This window comes from Streptomyces sp. NPDC046215 (assembly GCF_040646215.1).
GTDB lineage: Bacteria > Actinomycetota > Actinomycetes > Streptomycetales > Streptomycetaceae > Streptomyces > Streptomyces stramineus.
The window spans coordinates 137,681-159,561 of the sequence record NZ_JBEYZW010000007.1 but is presented as its reverse complement, the minus strand read 5'-3'; the positions used below and the strand labels follow the sequence as shown (position 1 = coordinate 159,561).

General features: G+C 72.4%; 18 protein-coding genes. 6 read left to right on the top strand and 12 right to left on the bottom strand.

The window, feature by feature from the left end; translation table 11 throughout:
- Nucleotides 1–130 precede the first annotated feature (130 nt).
- The 4 genes from ggt to ABZ951_RS05420 all read right to left on the bottom strand — a co-directional run bounded on the left by ggt (nt 131) and on the right by ABZ951_RS05420 (nt 5,444).
- The gene (gene ggt, locus ABZ951_RS05435) at nt 131–1,993 is read right to left on the bottom strand and encodes a gamma-glutamyltransferase (RefSeq protein WP_361279062.1); all 1,863 of its coding nucleotides are present in this window, start codon (nt 1,991–1,993) and stop codon (nt 131–133) included.
- A gap of 75 nt (nt 1,994–2,068) precedes the next feature.
- The gene (locus ABZ951_RS05430; RefSeq protein WP_344094712.1) at nt 2,069–2,887 is read right to left on the bottom strand and encodes an SGNH/GDSL hydrolase family protein; all 819 of its coding nucleotides are present in this window, start codon (nt 2,885–2,887) and stop codon (nt 2,069–2,071) included.
- Nucleotides 2,888–3,134: 247 nt separating this feature from the next.
- Nucleotides 3,135–3,965 carry an AfsR/SARP family transcriptional regulator gene (locus tag ABZ951_RS05425; protein ID WP_344094704.1) on the bottom strand — a complete coding sequence of 277 codons (831 nt, stop codon included), beginning with the start codon at nt 3,963–3,965 and terminating at the stop codon, nt 3,135–3,137.
- Nucleotides 3,966–4,121: 156 nt separating this feature from the next.
- Complete coding sequence (locus tag ABZ951_RS05420) at nt 4,122–5,444, bottom strand: transposase (protein ID WP_361279058.1); 1,323 nt, start codon at nt 5,442–5,444, stop codon at nt 4,122–4,124.
- A 423-nt stretch (nt 5,445–5,867) separates the two neighbouring features.
- Between ABZ951_RS05420 and ABZ951_RS05415 the strand changes: the two genes are divergently transcribed.
- Entirely contained in the window at nt 5,868–8,069 is a 2,202-nt protein-coding gene (locus tag ABZ951_RS05415) for a BTAD domain-containing putative transcriptional regulator (RefSeq protein ID WP_344085333.1), read from the top strand.
- Nucleotides 8,070–8,127: 58 nt separating this feature from the next.
- A complete protein-coding gene (locus tag ABZ951_RS05410; protein ID WP_344085336.1) occupies nt 8,128–9,003 on the top strand; it encodes an NAD(P)-binding domain-containing protein in 876 nt (291 codons plus the stop codon).
- A 162-nt stretch (nt 9,004–9,165) separates the two neighbouring features.
- Here the strand turns inward: ABZ951_RS05410 and ABZ951_RS05405 are convergent, their stop codons facing one another.
- Together ABZ951_RS05405 and ABZ951_RS05400 are read right to left on the bottom strand one after the other, a co-directional pair.
- Nucleotides 9,166–10,344, bottom strand: coding sequence for an acyl-CoA dehydrogenase family protein (locus ABZ951_RS05405; protein ID WP_344085339.1), 1,179 nt, complete (start codon nt 10,342–10,344; stop codon nt 9,166–9,168).
- A 384-nt stretch (nt 10,345–10,728) separates the two neighbouring features.
- Nucleotides 10,729–11,631 carry an NAD(P)-binding domain-containing protein gene (locus ABZ951_RS05400; protein ID WP_344085342.1) on the bottom strand — a complete coding sequence of 301 codons (903 nt, stop codon included), beginning with the start codon at nt 11,629–11,631 and terminating at the stop codon, nt 10,729–10,731.
- 59 nt (nt 11,632–11,690) lie between these two features.
- On the opposite strand from ABZ951_RS05400, the gene ABZ951_RS05395 reads away from it, so the two are divergent.
- On the top strand, nt 11,691–12,149 hold the full coding sequence (locus ABZ951_RS05395) for a MerR family transcriptional regulator (RefSeq protein ID WP_344085345.1): 459 nt from the start codon (nt 11,691–11,693) through the stop codon (nt 12,147–12,149).
- An 82-nt stretch (nt 12,150–12,231) separates the two neighbouring features.
- Here the strand turns inward: ABZ951_RS05395 and ABZ951_RS05390 are convergent, their stop codons facing one another.
- From ABZ951_RS05390 to ABZ951_RS05365, 6 genes are all read right to left on the bottom strand, one after another.
- Nucleotides 12,232–13,314 (bottom strand): acyltransferase, encoded by a 1,083-nt coding sequence (locus ABZ951_RS05390; RefSeq protein ID WP_361279067.1) that lies wholly within the window; start codon nt 13,312–13,314, stop codon nt 12,232–12,234.
- Nucleotides 13,315–13,575: 261 nt separating this feature from the next.
- Complete coding sequence (locus tag ABZ951_RS05385) at nt 13,576–13,983, bottom strand: nuclear transport factor 2 family protein (protein ID WP_344085350.1); 408 nt, start codon at nt 13,981–13,983, stop codon at nt 13,576–13,578.
- Nucleotides 13,984–14,058: 75 nt separating this feature from the next.
- On the bottom strand, nt 14,059–15,477 hold the full coding sequence (locus ABZ951_RS05380) for an NAD(P)/FAD-dependent oxidoreductase (protein WP_344085353.1): 1,419 nt from the start codon (nt 15,475–15,477) through the stop codon (nt 14,059–14,061).
- 82 nt (nt 15,478–15,559) lie between these two features.
- Nucleotides 15,560–15,919, bottom strand: a complete 360-nt coding sequence (locus tag ABZ951_RS05375; RefSeq protein WP_344085356.1) for a nuclear transport factor 2 family protein — start codon at nt 15,917–15,919, stop codon at nt 15,560–15,562.
- A gap of 117 nt (nt 15,920–16,036) precedes the next feature.
- Nucleotides 16,037–17,371 (bottom strand): FAD-dependent monooxygenase, encoded by a 1,335-nt coding sequence (locus tag ABZ951_RS05370; protein ID WP_344085359.1) that lies wholly within the window; start codon nt 17,369–17,371, stop codon nt 16,037–16,039.
- Nucleotides 17,372–17,382: 11 nt separating this feature from the next.
- On the bottom strand, nt 17,383–17,778 hold the full coding sequence (locus ABZ951_RS05365; protein WP_344085362.1) for a nuclear transport factor 2 family protein: 396 nt from the start codon (nt 17,776–17,778) through the stop codon (nt 17,383–17,385).
- 397 nt (nt 17,779–18,175) lie between these two features.
- On the opposite strand from ABZ951_RS05365, the gene ABZ951_RS05360 reads away from it, so the two are divergent.
- From ABZ951_RS05360 to ABZ951_RS05350, 3 genes are all read left to right on the top strand, one after another.
- Nucleotides 18,176–18,631, top strand: a complete 456-nt coding sequence (locus ABZ951_RS05360; RefSeq protein WP_344085365.1) for an Rrf2 family transcriptional regulator — start codon at nt 18,176–18,178, stop codon at nt 18,629–18,631.
- 335 nt (nt 18,632–18,966) lie between these two features.
- Nucleotides 18,967–20,157 (top strand): globin domain-containing protein, encoded by a 1,191-nt coding sequence (locus ABZ951_RS05355; RefSeq protein ID WP_344085368.1) that lies wholly within the window; start codon nt 18,967–18,969, stop codon nt 20,155–20,157.
- Between the two features lie 116 nt (nt 20,158–20,273).
- Entirely contained in the window at nt 20,274–21,875 is a 1,602-nt protein-coding gene (locus tag ABZ951_RS05350) for a CocE/NonD family hydrolase (protein WP_344085370.1), read from the top strand.
- Nucleotides 21,876–21,881 lie beyond the last annotated feature (6 nt).

The window sequence follows — 21,881 nt, the reverse complement described above, 5'->3', positions numbered from 1 at the left end:
GGCGGTGTCCTCAATCTCCCCCAGCTACCGCTGGGAGGTGCCCCCAGACGGGCTGCTGTGCCTTGCCCTCAATCGCCGGACGGGCTGGTTTCGGCTGAGCTCAGCCGAAACCAGCCCGTCCGGGGGCTTCTCAGCGCCGCGGCGGCTGGCCGGCCGGGCGGACGACCATCGCTGAGCCTCCGCCGCGCCGTTCCTTCTCGGCGGCGGCCACCCACCGGCCGTCGGGCAGTCGCTGCACCGCCGTGGCCGCGCCGATCTCCGGGTTCTGTTTGAACGCGTGTCCGAGCGTTTCCAGCCGGCCCCGCAGGGCGCTGTTCCACAGGCGCGGCTCCAGCTCGGTCGTGGCGGAGTTGCGCTGGCTGGCCCGTGGCGCGGCGATCGCGTCGACGAGCGGCATGCCCCGGTCGACGTGGTTCAGCAGGGTCTGCAAGGCGGTGGTGATGATCGTGGCGCCGCCGGGCGAGCCGAGCGCGAAGGCGGGCCGCCCGTGGTCGAGGACGACCGTCGGGGACATGGACGAGCGCGGGCGCTTGCCCGGGCCGGGCAGGTTCGGGTCGTGGACACCCGGGGTCACCGGTGCGAAGGAGAAGTCGGTCAGCTCGTTGTTGAGCAGGAAGCCCCGTCCGGGCACGGTGATCCCGCTGCCGCCGGTCTGTTCGAGGGTGAGGGTGTAGGCGACGACGTTGCCCCACTTGTCGGCCGTCGTCAGGTGGGTGGTGCTCTCCCCCTCGTACGGGGTGGGAGCGGCCCGCCCGCGGGTGCCGCAGGGCACCGGGTGGCGGGGGTCGGCGGGGGCGAGCGGGCTGGTCAGGACGGTGTGGTCCTTGATCAGACAGGCGCGGGTGTCGGCGAACCGCTGGGAGGTCAGCTCCCGGGTGGGCACGTCCTCCTGGGTGGGGTCGCCGACCCAGCGGTTGCGGTCGGCGAAGGCGATGCGGCTGGCCTCGAGGTAGCGGTGCAGGTAGGTCTTCTCACCGAGCTTCGACAGGTCGCCGCGCTCCAGGATGTTGAGCGCCTCGGCGACGGTCGTGCCTCCGGAGGACGAGGGCGCCATGCCGTAGACGTCCAGACCGCGGTAGGACGTGCGGGTCGGGGCCTGCTTGCGGACGGTGTACGCCCGCAGGTCCTTCGCCGTCAGGTCACCCGGGCGCGCCACCCGCCGGGACGCGGGGTCGACGGGCGGCTTGCGGACGGTGCGTACGACGTCGCGGCCCAGCTCGCCCCGGTACATGGCGCCCGTGCCCCGCTCGGCCAGGAGCGCGTAGGTGCGGGCGAGGTCGGGGTTCTTCAAGGTGCTGCCGACGGACGGGAGCCGGCCGCCCGGCAGGAAGAGCTTCGCGGTGGCGGGGAAGTCCTTGAAGCGGGCCTGGTTGTCGGCGGTCTGCTGACGGAACGTCGCGTCGACGGTGAAGCCCGAGCGGGCGATGCGCCGGGCGGGGGCGAGCACCTGGGCGAGCGACCGGCTGCCCCAGGTGCGCAGGGCGGTGTCCCAGGTCGCCGGGGTGCCGGGGGTGCCGACGGAGAGGCCGCTGGTGACCGCGTCGGCGAAGGGGATCGGCTTGCCGTTCTCCAGGAACAGGCCCTTGCCGGCGGTCAGCGGCGCGCGCTCCCGGCCGTCGAGGGTGGAGACGCGGCGGCTCTTGGCGTCGTAGTGGACGAAGTAGCCGCCGCCGCCGACGCCGGCGGAGTACGGCTCGGTGACGCCGAGCGCGGCGGCGGTGGCCACCGCGGCGTCCACGGCGTTGCCGCCCTTGCGCAGCACCTCGATGCCGGCGGCCGACGCGTCGGGGTCGACACTGGCCACCGCTCCCCCGTGGCCGACGGCGACGGGTGACTTGGCGGGGCCGTGCGCGGGCGCCGGGGCGGCCACAAGGCCCGGCGGGCCGCCGCCCGGTTCGGCGGCGGCCGGCACCGCACCCGCCGCGACGACCAGGGCGGCCGTCGCGGCGAGTACGGGCAGACGTCGGTGTGCGGTCGTTCTCGCGCGGGCCATCCCTAACCTCCAAGCGGGTCGAGCGGGGCCCGGAGCCTACTCGGAGGGCGTGCGCGAGGACAGGGTGCCGCGCGCTCAGCGGCCCCGAACGGCCGTCAGCACCGCCCGCGCCATGGCGGACTCGCCCTTGGCGTTGGGGTGGAAGGGCGCGGCCGGGCTCGCGGGCTGCAGGCCCTCGACCCAGCGGTCGGCGGCCGGGGTGCAGACGTCGTGGCCGACGGTGCGGGTGTAGGTGTCGGCGTAGCGGGCGTGCGCCTTGCGGGCCTGCTGCTTCAGCATCGTGTTGAGGCGCTTCTCGGTGTCCCGCAGGTAGCTGGTGTCGCCCGCGGCGATCGGCACGGCCGGGAAGCAGCCGACGCCGTTGTCCGGCATGATCGCCGGGTAGCCGACGACCACGACGCGGGCGTGCGGGGCCTTGTGGTGCACGGCCTTGAGCACCCGGGCGATCTTGGGTGCGGTCTCGGCGATCTTCGCGGTGAGCCGGTCGGTGCCGCCCGCGGTGTAGTGCTTGCGGCAGGGGTCGCCCGCCGGGTCGCTGAGCGAGAGCTTGGCGCAGGTGCCGATGATGTCGCCGAAGCCGATGTCGTTGCCGCCGATGCCGACGGTGACGAGCGTGGTGTTCTTGCCGAGGGCGTTGAGCTGGGGCGCGTTGGCGCCCTGGGCGCGCCACATGTCGTCGGTGGTCGCGCCGGAGCAGCTGACGTCCTTGAACGTTCTGGTGTGCAGCGCCTTGGCCGTCAGCGCCGGGTAGTTGACGCTGGAGCGCGCGCAGGCGCCGCCGGTCTGCTGCGGGATGCCGGGGCCGGAGGTGTAGGAGTCGCCGAGGGCGACGTAGCGCTCGCCGCCCGCGGCCTCCGTGGTCCGGGTCAACGCCGTCGCGGGGGCGGCGGCCACCGCGGCCAGCGCCGCGGCCGCGCCCAGTGCTGCCGCGGCCTTCCCGTACCGCGCCCCGCGTCCGTGCACCTGTGCCACTTTTGCCTCCGAGAAATTGTCCTGAGATGGTCTTGCGATCAATGCGATCGCAAGACTCGCCCCGCCGTGACCGTCTGTCAATGTGAGCGGCCCGCCCCGCGTGGCGCGGACGGGACCAGGGCCCGGCGGGCCCCCGGCGGGCGGCGTCAGGCCGGGGGCGGACGCCCCGTCAGCCGGTCAGCTCGTTGGTCCACAGCGGGGCCGTGCCGAGGCGGTCCCTCTGGGGCAGGACCGAGGTCGGGCCGGTCTGGGGGCTCAGGACCTCCCGTTGCAGCCGCTGGATGTCCGGTGAGGGCTCGATGCCCAGTTCGTCGTCGAGGGTCGCGTGCAGGTTCCGGTAGGCGTGCAGGGCCTCGGCGCGGCGTCCGGAGCGGTGCAGGGCGGAGATGAGCTGGCCGTGGAACCACTCGTGCAGCGGGTAGTCGTTGACGAGCGTCCGCAGTTCCGGGATCGACTCCCGCTGCCTGCCCAGCCGGTTCATCGCCTCGATGCGGAGCTCCAGGGCCCGGATCCGCAGTTCCTCCAGGTGCACGATGCGGCCGGTGAGGACCTCGCCCGCCGGGACGTTGGAGAGGGCCGGTCCGCGCCAGAGGTCGAGCCCCTGGCGCAGGTGGTCCAGGGCGTGTTCGGAGCGGCCGCCCTTGAGGTCCTCCAGGCCCTGCGCCACCAGCCGCTCGAAGACCTTGGTGTCGACCTCTTCGTCCTCCACCTGGATCAGGTAGCCCGGCGAGCGGGTGACCAGCAGCTCGCGCCCGGGCGGTGCGACCTTCTCCGCCGCCAGCATTCTGCGGGCCTGGTAGATGTACGTCTGCACCGTCGTCTGCGCGGTGCGCGGCGGGGTCTTGCCCCATAATTCCCGGATGAGCACGGCCGGGGTGACGATGACATTCGGCCGGGTCAGCAGGAGGGCCAGGGTCTGGCAGATCTTGGGCGTGCTCGGTGAGCAGATCCTGCCGTCGTCGGTGACGATCTCGAACGATCCGATGAGGTTGAACCGCACAGCGCACGCTCCCGTTTCCCCCGCGGCGATGCTTCCACCGCCCATCCGAAGTGATGACCCGACGGTAGGCAGGAACGGCCGGAGACTTCGCAGCAAATCTTGGAGAATGTCAAACTACCGCCCGGAAAGTTTCCTCAGGCGGTCCCCAGTGGACACTCAGCGGAGCTCCACCGTTACTCGACCTCCGCGCGAACACTCTCGCACACGTGACGCACACGCTCCGTTACGGATTTCGACGCGCCAGTGAGCGGGCCGGACGCGTGGCGGGTCCCCGGGAACCGGCGAGCGGTCCCCGCGCGGGGCGGGCGCCGCCGTCCCCGGCCCCGCCACCACCGCGACGAGGTGCGCCACCGACGCCAGGGTGATGTGCCGGTGCCAGCCCTGGAAGGAGCGGCCCGCGAAGTCCCGGACGCCCACCCGCTCGGAGACGCTGCGGAAGTCCCGGCCGACCACGTCGGTGAGCCTGATCAGCCGCAGCAGGAGGGCCGGGGGCAGCGCCCCGGCGTCGGTCAGCCAGAGCCGGGCGGGGCCGCCGCCTTCCGGCCACTCGCCCAGCAGGAGCACGGGGCCGTGCGGCGCCCCGCCCGCCGGATCGCCCCCGGCCGCCGGCGGCCCGTACGGGCGGACCCCCGGGATCACGGCCGCCACCCCGCCGGCCCGCTCCCCGCCGGCGCCCGTCCACTCGACCCGCCGGCGCAGGTGTCTGACGGAGTCGACGAGCTGCCCGGCCGTCACCTCCCGGCCGGCGTACCCCGGCAGCACCCCGGCGTCCACCTGCAGCGGGGTCTCCCGGCGGATCCGCACGAACAAGGGGGCCCCGGCATCCCGGAGCCCCCGCCACACCTCACCCGGATCGAGGCCCTCCACGTCGAGGATCACCGGGCGGCGCCGCAGGCGCCAGCCCTCCGCGACATGGGGCACGACCCCGCCGACGTACTCCTCCAGCGTCGCGGCCCGGGCGTCGGCGGGTATGTGGACGCGGCTGCGCCGCTCCGCGTCCGCCAGCCAGCTCTTGGGCAGCGCCAGGCTCCAGTTGAAGGGCACGCTGCACCGTTCCGAGGCCATCCACGCGCCGAAGGCCCGCTGGCCGTTGACGGTCTGCCCCAGGTGCGGCACGAAGACCTGCTCGACCCCCACCGAGTGCGCCCCCGCCTTGGGGATGACGAGGGCCCGCACCACCCACGCCTGGGGCCGCACCAGCCGCTGGGCGTGCCAGGCCAGCGACCGGCGGATCGGCTGCCACTCCCAGGACGAGCCGCTGATGAAGTGGTGGACGCTCTGCTGCGCGGCCTTGCCGCCCAGTTGCGCCGCGATGTTCCGCAGCGTCTTGCGGCCCTCCGCCGCCAGCAGCCCCTGGACGTACCGTTCCGCCTTCTGCCTCTGGTCGTTCCGCGGAAGGGACACGAAAAGGGAGGGGCTGAGCTGTCCGAGCACCTCGTGGAGCGCCGCGAGGCGCTCCGGGCGTACCGGCGGTTCCATCGATCCCCCTGTGTGACGGCCTGCAAGGTGTGACTCGACCGACAATACAGACCACCAGCCCTGTTTTTCGGGCCCGGAACGCCTCGTGAGGGCCGAGGCCGAAGCCCGCGAATACATCTGCGAACCGGCAGTCACCCCTGGTAGATCCGCCAACTTGCCAGTCCTGCCCTGACTTGACCCGAAGCGACGTGAGAGGCGCCACAGTTCGGTCCCGGATCGTCCGAAATGCGAGACAAAACAGTCCGTCCGGTTGGTCTTTTATTGTTTGTCCAGACCAGGACCACTCACCCACCATTCGCCCTCCACAGACCCCCGACCCCTGCGTGCGACGCTGCCGAACCACGGAGCACCGCGGGAACGGAGTCGCTACTCCGGTTTCGCCTGCCCGGAGGACGGCGCTTTGCACGGAATCATGGGGGATGCATGCAGTTTCGGTTGTTGGGGCCTCTGGAAGCCGTTTCCGACGGCCGGCCGGTGGTACTGGGCGGGACCAAACAACGGGCGACCCTGGGCTACCTCTTGCTCCACGCCAACCGCGTGGTGGCCACGAGCGCGCTCCTGAACGCCCTGTGGGAGACCGACGACGCCCCCGCGTCGGCCCGGAAGATCCTGCAGAACGCCGTGTGGGGCCTGCGCGGCACCCTCTTCACCGACGGCTGCTCCCCCGGCTCGGCCACCCTGCTGACCCAGGCCCCCGGATACATGCTGCGGGTCGCCCCCCACCACGTGGACCTCCACCTCTTCCACCGGCAGGCCGAGGACGGGCGGGCCAAGCTCGCGGCGGGGGCCCCCGAGGAGGCGGCGGCGCTCCTGCGGGACGCCCTCGCCCTGTGGCGGGGGCCGGCGCTCGCGGACCTCAGGGAAGCCGGCATCGCCTGGCCGGAACTGACCGCCGTGCAGAACTCCCGCCTGGACGCGATGGAGGACTACTGCGAGGCGGAGCTGGCCTGCGGCCGCCACCACGCCGTGCTCGGCGACCTGGAGGCCATGGTCGAGAACGGGCCGCTGCGGGAGCGCACGTGCGGCCAGCTCATGCTCGCGCTGTACCGCTGCGGCCGCCAGGCCGACGCCCTCAACGTCTACGGCCGCGTGCGCTCCGCCCTGGTCGAGGAGCTCGGCCTCGAACCCGGCCGCGACCTGCGCGACCTCCAGCAGGCCATCCTCACCCAGGACCGCGCCCTGGCCCTGCCGGGGACCACGGTCCGGCCCAGGCCGCTCTTCGCGGACACCCGCGGCGAGCGGGCGCGGGACATCGTCATCCGCCCCGCGAGTGCCCCGGCCACCGAGCAGCCGGCCGACGGGGCCCCCGTCGCCGCTCCGCGGGCCGCCGGTCAGCGGCCGGGCATCGTGGTGACGGAACGCAAGGACCTCAGCGTGGTCATCCTCCAGACCTGGCTGGGGGTGGAGTCCCGCGACGCCGGCCCCGAGGACGTCGACGTCATGCTCGACGAGGCGGCCCGGACGATCAGGGAGAAGGTCGAGTCCTTCGGCGGGACCATCGCCGCCTCCATCGGATCGGTCTCCCTCGCCCTGTTCGAGGCCGACCACGACCGCGAGGACGGCGCGGAGCGGGCCGTCCGGGCGGCGCTGGCGATCCGCGACCACTTCCACGACCCGGCGGGGCCCGGCGCCCGCACCCCGTCCGGGATGCAGGGGCCGGTCGCCCAGGCGGCGGTGAACACGGGAACGGCCCTCGTCCGCAGCCACCCCGGCGACACCACGCCGCCCTCCGTCGTGGGCGCGCTCCTGGACGCCTGCCACGCCCTGCTCTCCCGGGTGCCGGCGGGTGCGGTGCGCGTCTGCCACGTCACCCGCCGGGCCACGGAATCGGCGATCGTCTACGGGCGGGCCGAGGACCCCTCCGCGGGCTGGCAGGCGCGCGGCGCGCTCCGGGAGTTCGCGGGCCACCACCTGGCGCCGCTCGTCGACCGCGACTACGAACTGGAGGTGCTGCACGGCCTGCTGGAGCGGACGCGGCACCGGTCGACCCCGCACCTGGTGACCGTGCTGGGCGAGCCCCGCAGCGGCAAGTCCCGGCTCCTGATGGAGTTCGAGCGCCGGGTCACCGAAGCGCCGGGGACGGCGCAGTTCCTGGTGGCGCGGGCCCTGCCGTTCGCCGAGGACAGCCCGCTGGCCGTGCACGCCGACATCCTGTCCTCGTACTGCGGGATCCTGCCGGGCGACCCGCCCGGGGAGGCGACGGCCAAGCTCGACCGGGCCGTCCGCCGGCTGACGGCCTCCGAGGAGGAGGCGGGCCGGCTGGTGTCCGCCCTGACCCCGCTCGTCGCCCCCGACGAGGACCGGGAGGCCGACCCGGCCGCCGTCGTGGACGCCTGGCGGCGGTTGCTCGGGGAGATCGCCCGGGAGCGGCCCGCGGTGGTGGTGGTCGACAACGCCCACCGCGCCGACGACACGCTGCTGGACCTCGTGGAGAACCTCACCGAGACCGCGGGCCCCGTGCCCCTGCTCGTGATCGCCGCCGCCCGCCCCGATCTGCTCCGGCGGCGGGCGGGCTGGGGCGGCGGCAAGCGCCACGCCACCACGCTCACCCTCGACGCGGTCCCCGACTCCGCCGACCGGCTCCTGACCACTCTGGCGGGCACCTACCTCGCCGCCTGCCCGTGACTTCCTCCGCTTCTCTTCTTCTCTGTCACCACCACTTCGCAACGATTGGACACGCACCATGAGCAAGTCCCCCGTCACCGTCGTCGGCCTGGGCCCGATGGGCCAGGCATTGGCCGGCGCCTTCGTCGAGGCCGGCCACCCGACGACGGTCTGGAACCGCACGGCCGCCAAGGCCGAGGCCCTGGTCGCGCGGGGCGCGGTCCTGGCTCCCACCGCGGCCGACGCGCTCGCCGCGAGCGAGCTGGTGATCGTGTGCGTCATCGACTACGACGCCGTGCACGAGATCCTGGAGCCGGCGGCCGGCGCCCTCAAGGGCCGCACGCTGGTCAACCTCACGGCCGACTCGCCCGAGCGGGCCCGTTCCACGGCCGCCTGGGCCGCGGAGCAGGGTGCCGACTACCTCGACGGCGCGATCATGACCCCGACCGTCACCATCGGCACGCCGGCCGCCGTCGTCCTCTTCAGCGGGCCGGAGAACGTCTTCGCGGCCCACCGCTCCGCGCTGGAGACCCTGGCGGGCACCACCGCGTACCTCGGTGCCGACCACGGCCGGGCGGCGGCGCACGATGTCGCCCTGCTGGACATCTTCTGGACCGCCATGAGCGGCATCGTCCACGCGTTCGCCCTGGCAAAGGCCGAGAACATCTCGGCCCAGGAGCTCGCGCCGTTCGCCCAGGGCATCGTCGGCCTGCTGCCCGACATCGTCACGGACTTCGCGGCGGAGGTCGACGAGGGCACCTACCCGAACCACGTCACGAACGTGAACTCCGCCGCGGCGGGCATGGCGCACATCATCCACGCCGCCGAGGACCGCGGGATCGACGTCGGCGTGCTGCGGGCCGCCGAGGCCGTCGCCCGGCGGGCCGCGGCCGAGGGCCACGGCGCCGACGGCTTCTCCCGGCTGACCGAGGTGCTCGGCCGCCCGTCGGCCTGACCGCCCGGACCCCGCCCTTGAGCCTGCGGGCAGGTCCCCTCGCCGCCACGGTGGCGAGGGGGCCTGCCCTGTGCGGCGGGCCAGGGGGCGGCCCGCCCTTCGCCGTCCCGGAAAGGGGGGTCCCGGGACGGAAACAGAGCGGCTCGGAGCAACCGGAGCAGGTCAGAGCAGCGGGGTGTCGCTGTCGAGGCCGAGCAGGACCCGGCCCTGCACCTCCAGGTTGGTGCTGAGCAGCAGCAGGGCGTGCAGGGACAGGCCCTGGCTGTCGCGGTGGAAGCGCTGGAGGGGGACGCTCCGCTGGATCACGGTGGCGCCGCTCGCGTTGTAGAGCCCCTCGACGGCTTCCTTGGCCAGCTGGATGGCGTAGGCGGCCTGGCCGCGCACGATGGCCTTCTCGTCCAGGGTCGGCTGCTCGCCGGCGTCGGCGCGCTTCTGCAGGAGGTCGAGCCAGCCGGCGGCGAGCCCCTCCGCCGCGGCGATCTTGTTCGCGGCGGTGGCGACCTGGATCTGGGTCAGCGGGTGCTGCGTCTGGTCGGTCCAGGAGGTGTAGGTGATCCCCCGGCCCGGCACCCGGTCGAGGAAGAGCTCGTAGGCGCCGCGGGCGAGGCCGATGAAGGTGGCGGCGCACTCGGCCATCACGAAGGTGAACAGGCCGTAGAAGCGGCCGCCTTCGGTGGGGTTCGCGCGCCCGGCGGTGGTGTTGAAGATCGCGTCGCCGAAGCCGACCACCCGGTGCTCGGGGACGAAGACGTCCTCCACCGAGGAGGTGGAGCTGCCGGTGGCGGCCGCCGCGGAGGTGTGCCAGTCGTCGGCGACGGAGAACTCGGACATCGGCACGATGCCGACGACCTCTTCGTGCGTGCCGTCGGGGTTCTCCAGGATGCCGGCGACGATGTTCCAGCTCGCCCCCCGGCAGCCGGTGTTGAAGCGCCAGGTGCCGCTGAGGGTGTAGCCGCCCTCGGTGCGCACGAAGGTGCCCGTCGGTGCGAAGCCGCCGGAGATGCGGACGGAGTCGGTGGTGAAGACCTCCTCCTGGGCGCGGTCCGAGAAGAGGGTGGCGACCCAGGCGTTGGAGACCCAGACCATCGACACCCAGCCGGTGGAGCTGCACCCGCGGGAGATCTCGGTCAGGACCGCGGCCTGGTCGGCCAGCGGGAAGTCGAGGCCGCCGAAGCGGGCCGGGGTGGCGATCCGGAATACGCCGGCGTCCTCCAGGAGCTGGATGTTCTCGTCCGGGAGCCAGCGCAGTTCCTCGGCCTTTTCGCCGTTCTCCCGGAGCCGGGGGACGATTTCCTTCACCGCGTCCAGAACGGACGTCACCGAAGTGTCGATCTTGGGCATCTGATCTCCTGTTGGCGCATTCACAAAATGGCACATGGCAGCGTGGTCCGGGGTGCCCGGAAACGCATTCCGGCTCAGGGGGAGCGCACGGGGTGAACCCCGCCCCGGGCCCCGTCGGCAAGACGTGCCCAGTCTGCTCGACCTCCGCCACCGGGCGCCCACCACCAGGTAACGAACCGTCCATCAGCGGATGCGGAGAGGCGGAAGCCGGCGGGTGACCGGGCGGGGATCGGCGGTGCGGCACGCCGCTTCAGCTGCCGGTCCCGGCCCGTATGCCGCTCGTTCCGTGCTGGTGCCCGGAGGGCCACCGGGCCGCCGCCTGTTCGGGCGGGGCGGCCCGGTGGTGTGCACGGATGGTGTGCACTGCCGGAAAAGGAAAGCCGGTTACGCGTTACCGGCCGGCTTCTTGAACAGCTCGATGACGGCCATGTAGCTGTTCGGCCCGTAGCCCGCGCTGATCGCGCGCTCGGCGAGCGCCTTCATCTGGCGGGGCAGTTCGGCGTCGGCGCCCTGCTCCTCGCTGCTGCGGACGATGTGCTCCAGTGCGGTCAGGTTCATCTCCATGGAGCCCTGCGCGCCCGAGTACTCGCCCTTGTCGATCTCGGCGGCGTTGGCACCGAGATAGGCGTTGACCACGGACGGCAGGAACCAGCCGTTGGCGATCTCGGCGAACTTCGCGACCTCCACCCCGGCCGTCCCCACCAGCGCGGCGGCGTGCAGGTAGCCGTTCAGGGTCGAGTACATGAGGCCGAGCAGCGCGGTGTTGTACAGCACCGCCAGGATCGGGTCGTCACCGAGGAAGGTGGTGCCGCCCACGCTCGACAGCGTCGCCTGCTGGGCGTCGAAGACGGTCTTCGAACCGCTGTAGAGGAACACGGCCTCGGGGTTCCCGACGGCGAACGGCGGCACCATGATGGCCCCGTCGAGGTAGTGGATGCCGCGCTCGGCCGCCCAGGCGACGGCCTCGCGGGCCTCTTCCGGCGTGCCGGAGCCGAGGTTGATCAGGGTGCGGCCGGCGAGCGCGTCACCGGCCTGGCCGAGGATCCCGTACATCGCCTCGTAGTCCTTGACGCAGACGACGAGTACGGAAGAGGCCGTCACGGCGTCGGTGACGGTCTCCGCGCGGTGGGCGCCCTTGGCGACAAGGTCGTCGGCCTTCCGGGGCGAACGGTTCCAGACCGTGGTGGTGTGGCCGTGATCGAGGAATGCCCCGGCGAGTGCGAGCCCCATGGGGCCCAGGCCGATGACGGTAACCGGTGCGTGGTCCTGCTCAGTTGAATTCGTCATAAGAGTTAAGCTAGAGCCTCTCATTGATGTGAAGGTCAACTCTGCGTGGTGGTGGTCACATGCGTATCGGTGAATTGGCCCGACGGACCGGCGTCAGCGAACGGCTGTTGCGCTATTACGAGGAACAGGGCCTGCTGCTTCCGGCGCGGCGGCCCAGCGGGTACCGCGAGTACCGCGAAAGCGATGTGGTGACCGTGCGGGGGATCCGTACCCTGCTCGGCGCCGGTCTGGGCACCGCGACGATCGCCGCGCTGCTGCCCTGCATGTCCGACGACGGGGAGCGGCTGGTGCCCGCCTGTACGGAGATGCTGCCCGAACTGCACCGGGAGCGGCGGCGCATCGACGAGGCGGTGGCCCGGCTGCTCGCGGCGCGCGGCGCGCTGGACGGCATCATCACCGAGACGGCGACCTCCGCCGGGCCGGGCGGGGACGCCTGCCGCGCGGCGGAGGTCGAGGAACTGTCCAGGCTCAAGGAGCTGTCGGTGGTCGGAGGTGCGCCGCGGCCGGAGGCCCGGTGACCCCTCCCGCTTGTCCCACTTGTCCCGCCTCTCCCGCCCCTCCTGCCCCTCCTGCCCCTCCTTCCTGTCCCGCCCGGGTCGCTCAGCCCGCCGCGGCGCCGGTCTTCCCGGCGTCGCGCCGCGCGGCGGGCCGGCTCCAGCGCCGCATGGCGGGGTTCTCGACGAAGGTGTGCAGCACCCAGGCGACGAAGAGGGTGATGAAGTAGGTGACGACGATGAAGAGGGCCGCGCCGCCCACGCTCCAGGACTTGTCCATGCCCAGCAGCCGCCGCGCCGCGACGAGGACGGAGATGTGCACCAGGTAGAAGGCGAAGGAGAGGTCCCCCAGCCGGACGAGCACCCGGTTCCGCAGGGGTGAGGACAGCCCTTCGGTGTCCACCTTGATGCCCGCTCCGATGACCAGCAGGACGGGGATGACCGTCACCGCGGCGAAGGCGAAGACCTCGGGCACATTGGGGGCGATCACACAGGCGACGAGCAGCAGGAGGCCCGCCGGGCCGAGCCCGATGTTGATCCACCGGCCGCTGATGATCAGCCGCGCGAGCAGGATGCCGAGGATGAACTCCACCACCCGCACGGGCGGGAAGACATAGCTGAACCACACCTGGTAGGTCTCGGAGATCGACGTGTAGCTGACCACGGTGGTGGCGAAGACGGCGACGACCGCGCCCACGACCCATCCCCACAGGTGCGACTCCTTGATCTTTGAGAGCAGCGGCAGCAGGGCCGGGAAGGCCAGGTAGAAGAACGCTTCCACGGAGATCGACCAACTGGGCCCGTTGGCCCCGAAGATGACGCGGTTGTCCGGCACCCAGGTCTGGATGAGGAAGAGCCCCGGCACGTCCTTGCCGGAGGTGAGCGCCCCCGTGAGCACCAGCATGCCGAGCGGGTAGGTGACCAGGTGCAGCGGATAGAGCTTGACGAAGCGCCGGCGCCAGAACCCCGTCACCGTGTCCGACGGCCGCGCGGCCCAGGTGAGGATGAAGCCGCTGAGGACGAAGAAGAAGGACACGCACGTGTAACCGACGACGCCGAAGGCGAATCGGTAGTTGGAGCGCACATCCGGGTCGGCGAAGATATGCAAGAGGTCGACGTCGTAAGGCAGGTCGTCCGCCTGCACCATGATGTGGCACAGGAATACCACGATGGCGGCCACACCCCGCATTCCGGTGAGGGACGGCAGGGGCGGTCTCTTTCCCTCGGTCCCGGTGATCGGTTTTCTGTCCAGATGTGTCTGAGCCATGGGGACGGCCTCTCGGTGTGTCGGGATTACCCGGGAAGGGCGCGCGGAGATCAACCGGCCCCTTCCCTGACTCGTTCATCGCGAAGTAAGCGCGACCGGCCCCCGCCGGAATGCGGAACGGCCCCCGCGCCGGGCTGGGTTGGCCTGGCACGGGGGCCGGTCGGCGGGGGCGGCCGGGGTGGTTCAGGCGACGGCGTCCGCCGGCACCGGACGGTCGATGACCATGAGCCACTTCCCGTCCTCGCCGCGCCTGAGGACATCGGTGCAGGTGCCGAGGGTCCGCACCCGCCGCCCGTCCGGACCGGGCAGTTCCAGGTCGTACTCCACGAAGATCAGCAGGGCGTCGCCGGCGACGTACGCCTCCTTGAACTCCGCTTTCAGCGTGGGCTGCTGCGCGAGCAGCTCGGTGATGACCCGGGTGCGCTCGGCGCCGGTCAGCGGCCGGCCCGAGAGGTTGGAGATCGCGTCCTGCCGGTACAACCCGTCGAAGATCGCTCCGTCGCCGGTGTTGAAGGCCGCGAGGAAGGCGTCGTTCTGCTGCTCGGGGTCGTCGGTGAGTTCGAAGTGGCGCGGGTCGTGGTCGGCGGTCATGGCGGATTACCCACTTTCTGTCCTACGGCGAAGGTTGCGCTCGCGCCCGCCCCTCGCGGGGACGGGCGCCGAGCCCTACACGAGCGGGGCGACCTGGCCCGCCGCGCGCATCCCCGACTCGATCGCGCCCTCGAAGGATCCGATCCAGCCGCTGGGCAGGTCACCGCCCGCGAACGCGATCCGGCCGTGCGGCTGCTGGATCGCCGGGAGCTGGCGCAGCATCTGGCCGGGCCGGCGCATGCCCCAGCCGCCCTGCGACCAGGGGTCGTTGACCCAGTCCTGGACCTTCATGTCGATCACGCGCGTCTGCGGGAGGAACTTCTTGACCGCGGCGTCGACGCTTGCCCGGTCGTTCACGTTCAGGCCCGGACCGTTGAGGGCGATCATGAGGGAGTCGCCGTTGGAGAGCCGGGCGTGCGGCACCATCGCCGCGATGGGGTCGCCGGCGTTGCCCTGGACCACGATGCGGCCGACGTCACCGGAGACCCGCAGCCACATCTTGGCGGCGTTGGGCTTCACGCCGACGCCCTCCTGGGTGGCCTCGGCGTGCACCTTGGGCAGCCCCGGGCTGAACTGGATCTTCTTCCACATGTTGAGCGGCACCGCGACGACCGCCACGGGCGCGGAGAACTTCGCTCCGGAAGCCGTCGTGACCACGACGCGCTTGCCGTCGTCGGCGACCGCGGTGACCGGCGTGTTGAACCGCACGGTGGCCTGGGCGGCGGTGAGGATGGACTGCACCAGGGCGCTCGCGCCCTTCTCGATGCGGGCGGCGGACATCTGCGCCCACCCCTCGTGGGTCCACCCGCACAGGGCCCACCACTGGGCCAGCGCCGTCAGCGCGCCGTCCCGGCTGTCGCCGCCCGCGTAGGTGGCCAGCTCACCGTGGACGAGGGCGAGGTCCTCGGCACTGAGCTTGAGGGCGTCGAGCCGGGCCCGCAGCGAGAGGGGGTCGACGGCCTTGAGCAGGTCCGCGCGGTAGAGCGGCTCGCGCGGGCGCTCGAAGTACTGCCGGGAGCCGTCGAAGACCTTCGCGAGGACGGCGCCGATACGCGGGACGATCTCCTCGGGTGCGAAGGTCTTGTAGCCGGCGGGGGTGGGGTAGATCGCCTTCTCGGGGGCCGCGTCGGAGATCGTCTTGAGGCCGTAGCGGTTGAGCTCCTTGTAGGTGAGCTCGTAGTTGGGGTGCAGCCAGGCACCGCCGAGCTCGACCTGCTCACCGGCCCACGTGCTGGTCCACACCCGGCCGCCGATCCGGTCCCGCGCCTCCAGCACCAGGGGCTTGAGGCCCTTGTTCCGCAGCTCGCGGGCGGCCGTGACGCCCGCGAATCCCGCGCCGATGACGATGGCGTCGTAACGGGCCTCCTCCTCCGGGACGGCGCGGCCGCCCGCGAGCGCCGGGCTCGCGAGCGCCGAGGCCGCCCCCGCGGCGAGCGCTGTCGTACCGGCCGCCTTCAGCAGGGACCGGCGGTTGAGAGAACTACCTGAATGCATGTTCTTCCTTGCGAGTCTGCGCACGATGGTGCGGGGCAGGAGGTGTGGGGGGCGGGCGGGACGGTGGGGGCTGCCCGGTACGTCAGTTGATGAAGCCGAGGATCCGGTGGATGCGGCCGTCCCGGAACAGGACGGTGTCGGTGCCGCTGGCCCGGGACATCGCTCCGCCCGGCGTACCCCACCGCCAGGTGAAGAGGGCCATGTCGTTGTGGGCGCCGAGGACCGAGACGATGGTGAAGTAGTCGTCGGGGGCCAGTTCCTGCATCTCGACCATGGACTGGTTGATCGCCTCGCGGCCGGTGAGCGGCTCGGTGAGGTTCTGGTCGATGTAGGACCCGTCCTCGGTGAACAGCGCGTCCAGCAGGGTGCGGCGGCGGGCGTCGTCCCGCTCGTTGATGGCCTCGATGTAGCGCTCGACGAGCTCGACGGCTTCCTGGGGCATGGCGGGTGGTACCTCTCTTCGGCGGGCCCTGCCGGTCAGCCGGTCGGATGGACCGGGGCGGGGCCGGTGCGGGATGTTCGGGTTCGGACGGGAGCGCGGACGGGTTCGGCCCGGCCGTCAGGCCGGCTCGTCCTGGAGGGCGAGGACGCGCTGCGCGATGTCGGGGTGCGCGAGGGACTCGGACGGCTCCATGAGGGCGATCACCTGGAGGTACGCCTGCGCCACGGTGGCGTCGCGGGTCGCGGCGCGCTGCACCTGCGCCGCGTACGCCTGCCCGGCCAGGAGTTCGGGGGTGCGCTCGCCCTCGACGCCGGGGTAGGAGAGGTCGCTGCCGACCATCAGGTCCCAGGCCCGGTCGATGGCGTCGGTGGCCAGGTCGCGCAGGTAGGCGAGGGGCTTAGGCGGGGTGCCGGAGGCCAGGTGCCGGCGCAGGGTCACCGCTTCGAGCGCGGCCACGGTCATTCCCTGGGCGTAGGTGGGGTTGATGCTGCACATGGCGTCGCCCGTCACCAACAGCCCCTGGGGGAAGCGGGACATCCGCTCGTACCGGCGCCGGAGGCTGGCCGGGAAGCGGTAGGCGACGGGGGCGTCCAGCGGCTCCGCGTCCTGGAGCGCGTCGTACACGTCCGGCGCCGCCACGGACTTGACGAAGGCCAGGAGGCCCTCGGGGTCGGTGGGCGGGTGGTCGCCGAGCACGCCGTAGGCCGTCACGACGCTGCGATCCCCGTCGACCTTCGCGCAGATCGCGCCGCGCGGCAGGTCCGGCGAGCCGATGATGTTGATCGCGGTGTCGCTCCCGTAGGGGTCGGAGCGCATCCGGTAGTGGCACGTGGTGTAGCCCAGGCCGATCTTCAGCCGGTCCTCCTCGACCCGGGGGTAGCCGAGCTCCTCCAGCCAGGCCGGGGTGCGGGTGCCCCGCCCGGTCGCGTCGATCACCAGATCCGCGTCCAGGACGGTCTCCGCGCCGCTCTCCTGCCCGGCCACCACGACGCCGGTGACCCGCTCGCGGCCGGGGGTCGCGCGGAGCCGGAGGATGTCGTGCCGCTCCAGGAACTCCACGCCGGGCAGGGCCTGGACCCGGGAGCGCACGTGGCGCTCCAGGAAGGGCCGGCTGGAGGTGAGGGCCGTCAGCCCGGACCGGCTCTGCGGGAGCCGGACCCCGCCCACGTACCAGCGCAGGTTCCCGGCGACGTCGCCGATGCTCGCGCCCGCGCGCACCATGTCGTCGGTGATGCCGGGGAACAGCTCCTCGATGATCTGGTGGCCGCGCGCCAGCAGGCCGTGCACCTGGCGCCCCTGGGGGACGCCCCGGCGCGGCTCGGCCACGCCGGTGAGCGCGTCGCGGTCCACCACCGTCACGGTGGTGCAGAAGTCCGCGAGCACCCGGGCGGCGAAGAGCCCGGATATGCTGCCGCCGAGTACGACGGCGCGGTATTTCCCGTTGTCTCCCACGGTGGCCGCCCTTACTTCTTCGCGTTTCGCGGGTCGCCGTAGGGAGCGTTGACGGCATAACGCCACGCGCCGCTCGCGTCCCGGACCAGGACGTCCGCGCCGATTCCTTCGGCGCGCTCCTTCGTGCCGTCCTCGCCGACGGCCTCCATGGCCCAGTCGACGGTCAGCAGGGCGGTGTCCTTGGTGACATGGGACTCCCGGAGCGTCGCCGTCAGGACGGGCTTGCGGGTGAGGAATTCCGCGAGGCTGGCGCGTCTCTCCCGGCCGGTGAGCGGCTCTCCCGGTGCCCAGATCGCGACCGCGTTCTCGGTGTACAGCCGATTGACCGCGTCGGCGTCGCCCGAGTTGAAGGTGCGGACATAGAACTCGAGGTGCTCTTCAACGCCGCCCGCGTGTTTGCTGGCCATAGCGAAACCGCCCCATAATTCTTGTGAAATCAAAACGAACGGAAGGGGTTCACGATCGTTCACGAACCCGAAAGCACGCTAGCGGAGCGTTTTTGCCGTCGGCGCACCGCCGGGTAACGAACGACCCACCAGCCGTCCTTGCAGGGCTTGTTGGCCGAACGGCCGACACCCCCCGGAATTCTTCCTTCCGCGACTGCCCGGATCCGGACGAACTTCTCTTCCGATATCGGGCCGCGAACTGCGGCGGATCACAATCGCCCCTCTTGCGGGCTTTTCCGACCGGCGGTAACCGGGTGGTAATCGAAGGGGGAATTCCGGTAGTTCGCCGCGGCGGCCGGGGCGGCCGCGGCCCGAAGGGGAAGTACCCGGGAGAGGCCCCGTTGGATACGGTGGAGGGATGCGGCTCACCAAAAGCACCGATATCGCCCTGCGCATGATCATGCGCCTGGCGGTGACGGCCGGCGAGGAGGCGCCGACCACCCGGGAGGTGGCCGGCGCGGTCGGCGTGCCCTTCACGCACGCCGCCAAGATCGCCAGCCGGCTCCAGCACTTGGGCGTGGTCGAGGCCCGCCGCGGCCGGGGCGGCGGCCTCACCCTCACGGCGGCCGGGCGCGCGGGGTCGATCGGCCGCCTGGTGCGCGAGCTGGAGGGGGTCGGGGACGTGGTGGGCTGCGAGGACGAGCCACCATGCCCCCTGCGGGACGCCTGCCGGTTGCGCAGCGCGCTGCGCGCGGCCCAGGAGGCGTTCTACGCGGCGCTCGACCCGCTCACGGTCGAGGACCTGACCGCCCGGCCGACCGGCCCCCTCCTCCTGAGCCTCAGCCCCGGCCCGGGCCCGGGCGCCAAGGGCTGACCCGCGCTCCCGCAGCGCTCGGCACTTCGCCACCGAAGCCTTGACGACCCGGCGGGCCGGGCCCCTCCTGCCAAGTCCCGCCGAACCCCGGCCCAAGGACCGACCCCGCGCTCTACGCGGCGCCCACCCCCTCCCCGTCGAAGACCGCACGGCCCGGTCGGCCTCCTCTTGAGCCTCAGCCCTGGCCCGCGGCCCCGACGACTGATCCGCCCTGCCGCATCCCGGGCCGGGCACCCGCCCCCCCAAGCTGACCACCCCTCCCCCATCACCCCTCCCGGCACCCGCTAAAATACGCATGTCAGATGCGCATTAAAGCCCGCACGTCAGGAGCTCCGATGCTGTCCCACCGTTCGACCGAGATCGTCCGCGCCACCCTCCCCGCCGTGGGCGGCGCCATCGGGGAGATCACCCCGCTCTTCTACGACAAGCTCTTCGCGGACCGCCCGGAGCTGCTGCGCGATCTGTTCAACCGGGGCAACCAGGCCGCCGGCAGCCAGCAGCAGGCGCTCGCGGGCGCCGTCGCCGCCTTCGCCACCGCGCTGGTCGAGCACCCGGAGACGCGCCCCGACGCGATGCTCGCGCGCATCGCCCACAAGCACGCCTCGCTCGGCATCGCCGCCGAGCAGTACCCCCTCGTCCAGCGGCACCTCTTCGCCGCCATAGCCGAGGTGCTGGGCGAGGCGGTGACCCCGGAGGTCGCCGCCGCCTGGGACGAGGTCTACTGGCTGATGGCCAACGCCCTCATCGCCCTGGAGGCCCGGCTGTACGAGCGCGCCGGCGCCCCGGACGGCGACACCCGCTTCCCCTGCGCGGTCGTCGGCCGTCTCGCGGAGACCGCCGAGGTGACGACCTTCCTCGTCCGGCCGCTCGACGGGCGCCCGCTGCCGGCGGCCCGGCCCGGCCAGTACGTCTCCGTGCAGGTGGAACTCCCCGACGGCGCCCGGCAGATCCGCCAGTACAGCCTCTCCGGGTGGCACGACGACGCCCTGCAGTTCTCCGTCAAGCGGGTGTCCGGCGACAGGGCCGGCGAGGTCTCGGGCCACCTCCACGACCGGGTGCGCGTGGGCGACACGCTGCTCGTCAGCGCCCCGTTCGGGAACGTCACCCTCGACGGGGGCGACTCCCCCGTCCTGCTGGCCTCCGCGGGCATCGGCTGCACCCCCATGATCGGGATGCTCTCCCACCTGGCGGCCACCGGCTCGACGCGCCGCGTCGTCTCCGTCCACGCCGACCGCAGCGAGTCGTCCCACGCCTTCCGCGCCGACCTGGACCGGCTCACCGCCAAGCTCCCGGACGCGGTGGCGCACGTCTGGTACGAGCGGCCGGAAGCCCCCCGGCCGGCCGACCGGACCGGCTTCGCCGACCTCACGCTCATCGACGTCCCCGCCGGCACCGTCGCCTACCTCTGCGGCCCGCTGCCCTTCCTGCGCGCCACCCGCGCCCAGCTCCTGGCGTCGGGGGTCCGCGCGGCCGACATCCACTACGAGGTCTTCGGCCCGGACCTGTGGCTGGGCCGGGACGCCTGACGGGCGATCAATCGTTACTGACGCGTAACACATGGAGGTATTACCTCCGGTAAGTGCCCAAGGTTACTGTCGGGTCACTTTTATCGGCGTGTGACAAACGACGTCAGGAGTGCCCCGTGCGACACCCCCGGAAGCCCCTGCGGGCGGCGGCCATCGGCGCCGCCTCCACCGCGCTCCTCGTCAGTACCGCCCTCGGGGCCGCCCCCGGCGCGCAGGCGGCCCCGGGGGCTCCGGGGAGCGCGGCCGCGGCGCGGCAGGCGGCGGGCGTCGCCTTCACCGACATCCCCGGCTCCGGGGGCATCACCCTCAAGGGCAACGTCTTCACCCCGCGGGACGCGGGGCCCTCGCGCCGCTACCCGGTGATCGTGCTGCCCACCAGCTGGGCCATGCCCCAGTTCGAGTACATCGCCCAGGCCAAGAAGCTCGCCGACTCCGGTTATGTCGTGGTCAGTTACACCTCCCGCGGCTTCTGGCTCTCCGGCGGGAAGATCGAGACGGCCGGGCCGCCGGACATCGCCGACGCCTCGAAGGTCATCGACTGGGCGCTCGCCCACACCCCCGCCGACCCGGAGAGAGTCGGCATGGCCGGAGTCTCCTACGGGGCGGGCATCAGCCTGATGTCCTCCGCCTTCGACAAGCGGATCAAAGCCGTCGTGGCGATGAGCGGCTGGGCCGACCTCATCGAGTCCATCTACAGCCGGCAGACCCAGCACCGGCAGGCCGCCGGGGTGCTCAGCGGCCTGGGCTCGCTGACCGGGCGGCCGGGCGACGAACTCCAGGCGGTGCTCAAGGACTTCCTCGGCTCGAACCTCGCCAAGGAGAAGGACATGCTGGCGTGGGGCGCCAAGCGCTCCCCCGCCACCTATCTCGACGAGATCAACGCGGGCGGCGCGGCCATCATGCTGGGCAACGCCTGGGGCGACTCCATCTTCCCGCCCGACCAGTACGCGAAGTTCTACGAGCGGCTCACCGGCCCCAAGCGGCTGGAGCTGCGGCCGGGCGACCACGCGACCGCCGAGGGCACCGGGCTGTTCGGGCTGCCCAACGACGTGTGGGGCAACGCCCACCGCTGGTTCGACCACCACCTCAAGGGCGCGGCCAACGGCATCGACCGCGAGCAGCCCGTCCAGCTCAAGGCCCGCACCGGTGGCGGCTACGAGTCCTACCCCGATTGGGCGGCCGTGCAGCGGACGCGGCACACCGTGCCGCTGGAGGGCACCCGGACCGTGCGCGCCGGCGTCGACTCGGGGGCCAACGGCGGTACCGCGCTGCTCTCCAACACGCTCGACCAGTTCCTGAAGCTGCCCCCGATGGTCTCGGTCCCGCTGCTGCCGCGCTCCTACGCGGCCGTGTGGCAGACCGGCCCCTACGGCAGTGCGCAGCGCGTCCGCGGCAGCGTGAAGCTGCACACGACGCTGACGAGCGACAAGGAGAGCGGAACGGCCGTCGCCTATCTCTACGACGTGGGGCCGCTGGGCGTGGGCAAGCTGGTCAGCCAGGCGCCGTACACCTTCCACGGCCGGGAGCCGGGCCGGGCCTTCGGGGTGGACCTGAACCTGTTCGCCACGTCCTACGACGTCCCGGCGGGGCACCGGCTCGCGCTGGTGGTGGACACAGTCGATCCGCTGTACATCGCCCACAACCCGGCGGGTGCCCGGCTGACCTTCTCCTCGCCGGCGGGGGACCCCTCGTCGCTGTCGGTGCCCGTGCGCGGCTGACGGCCG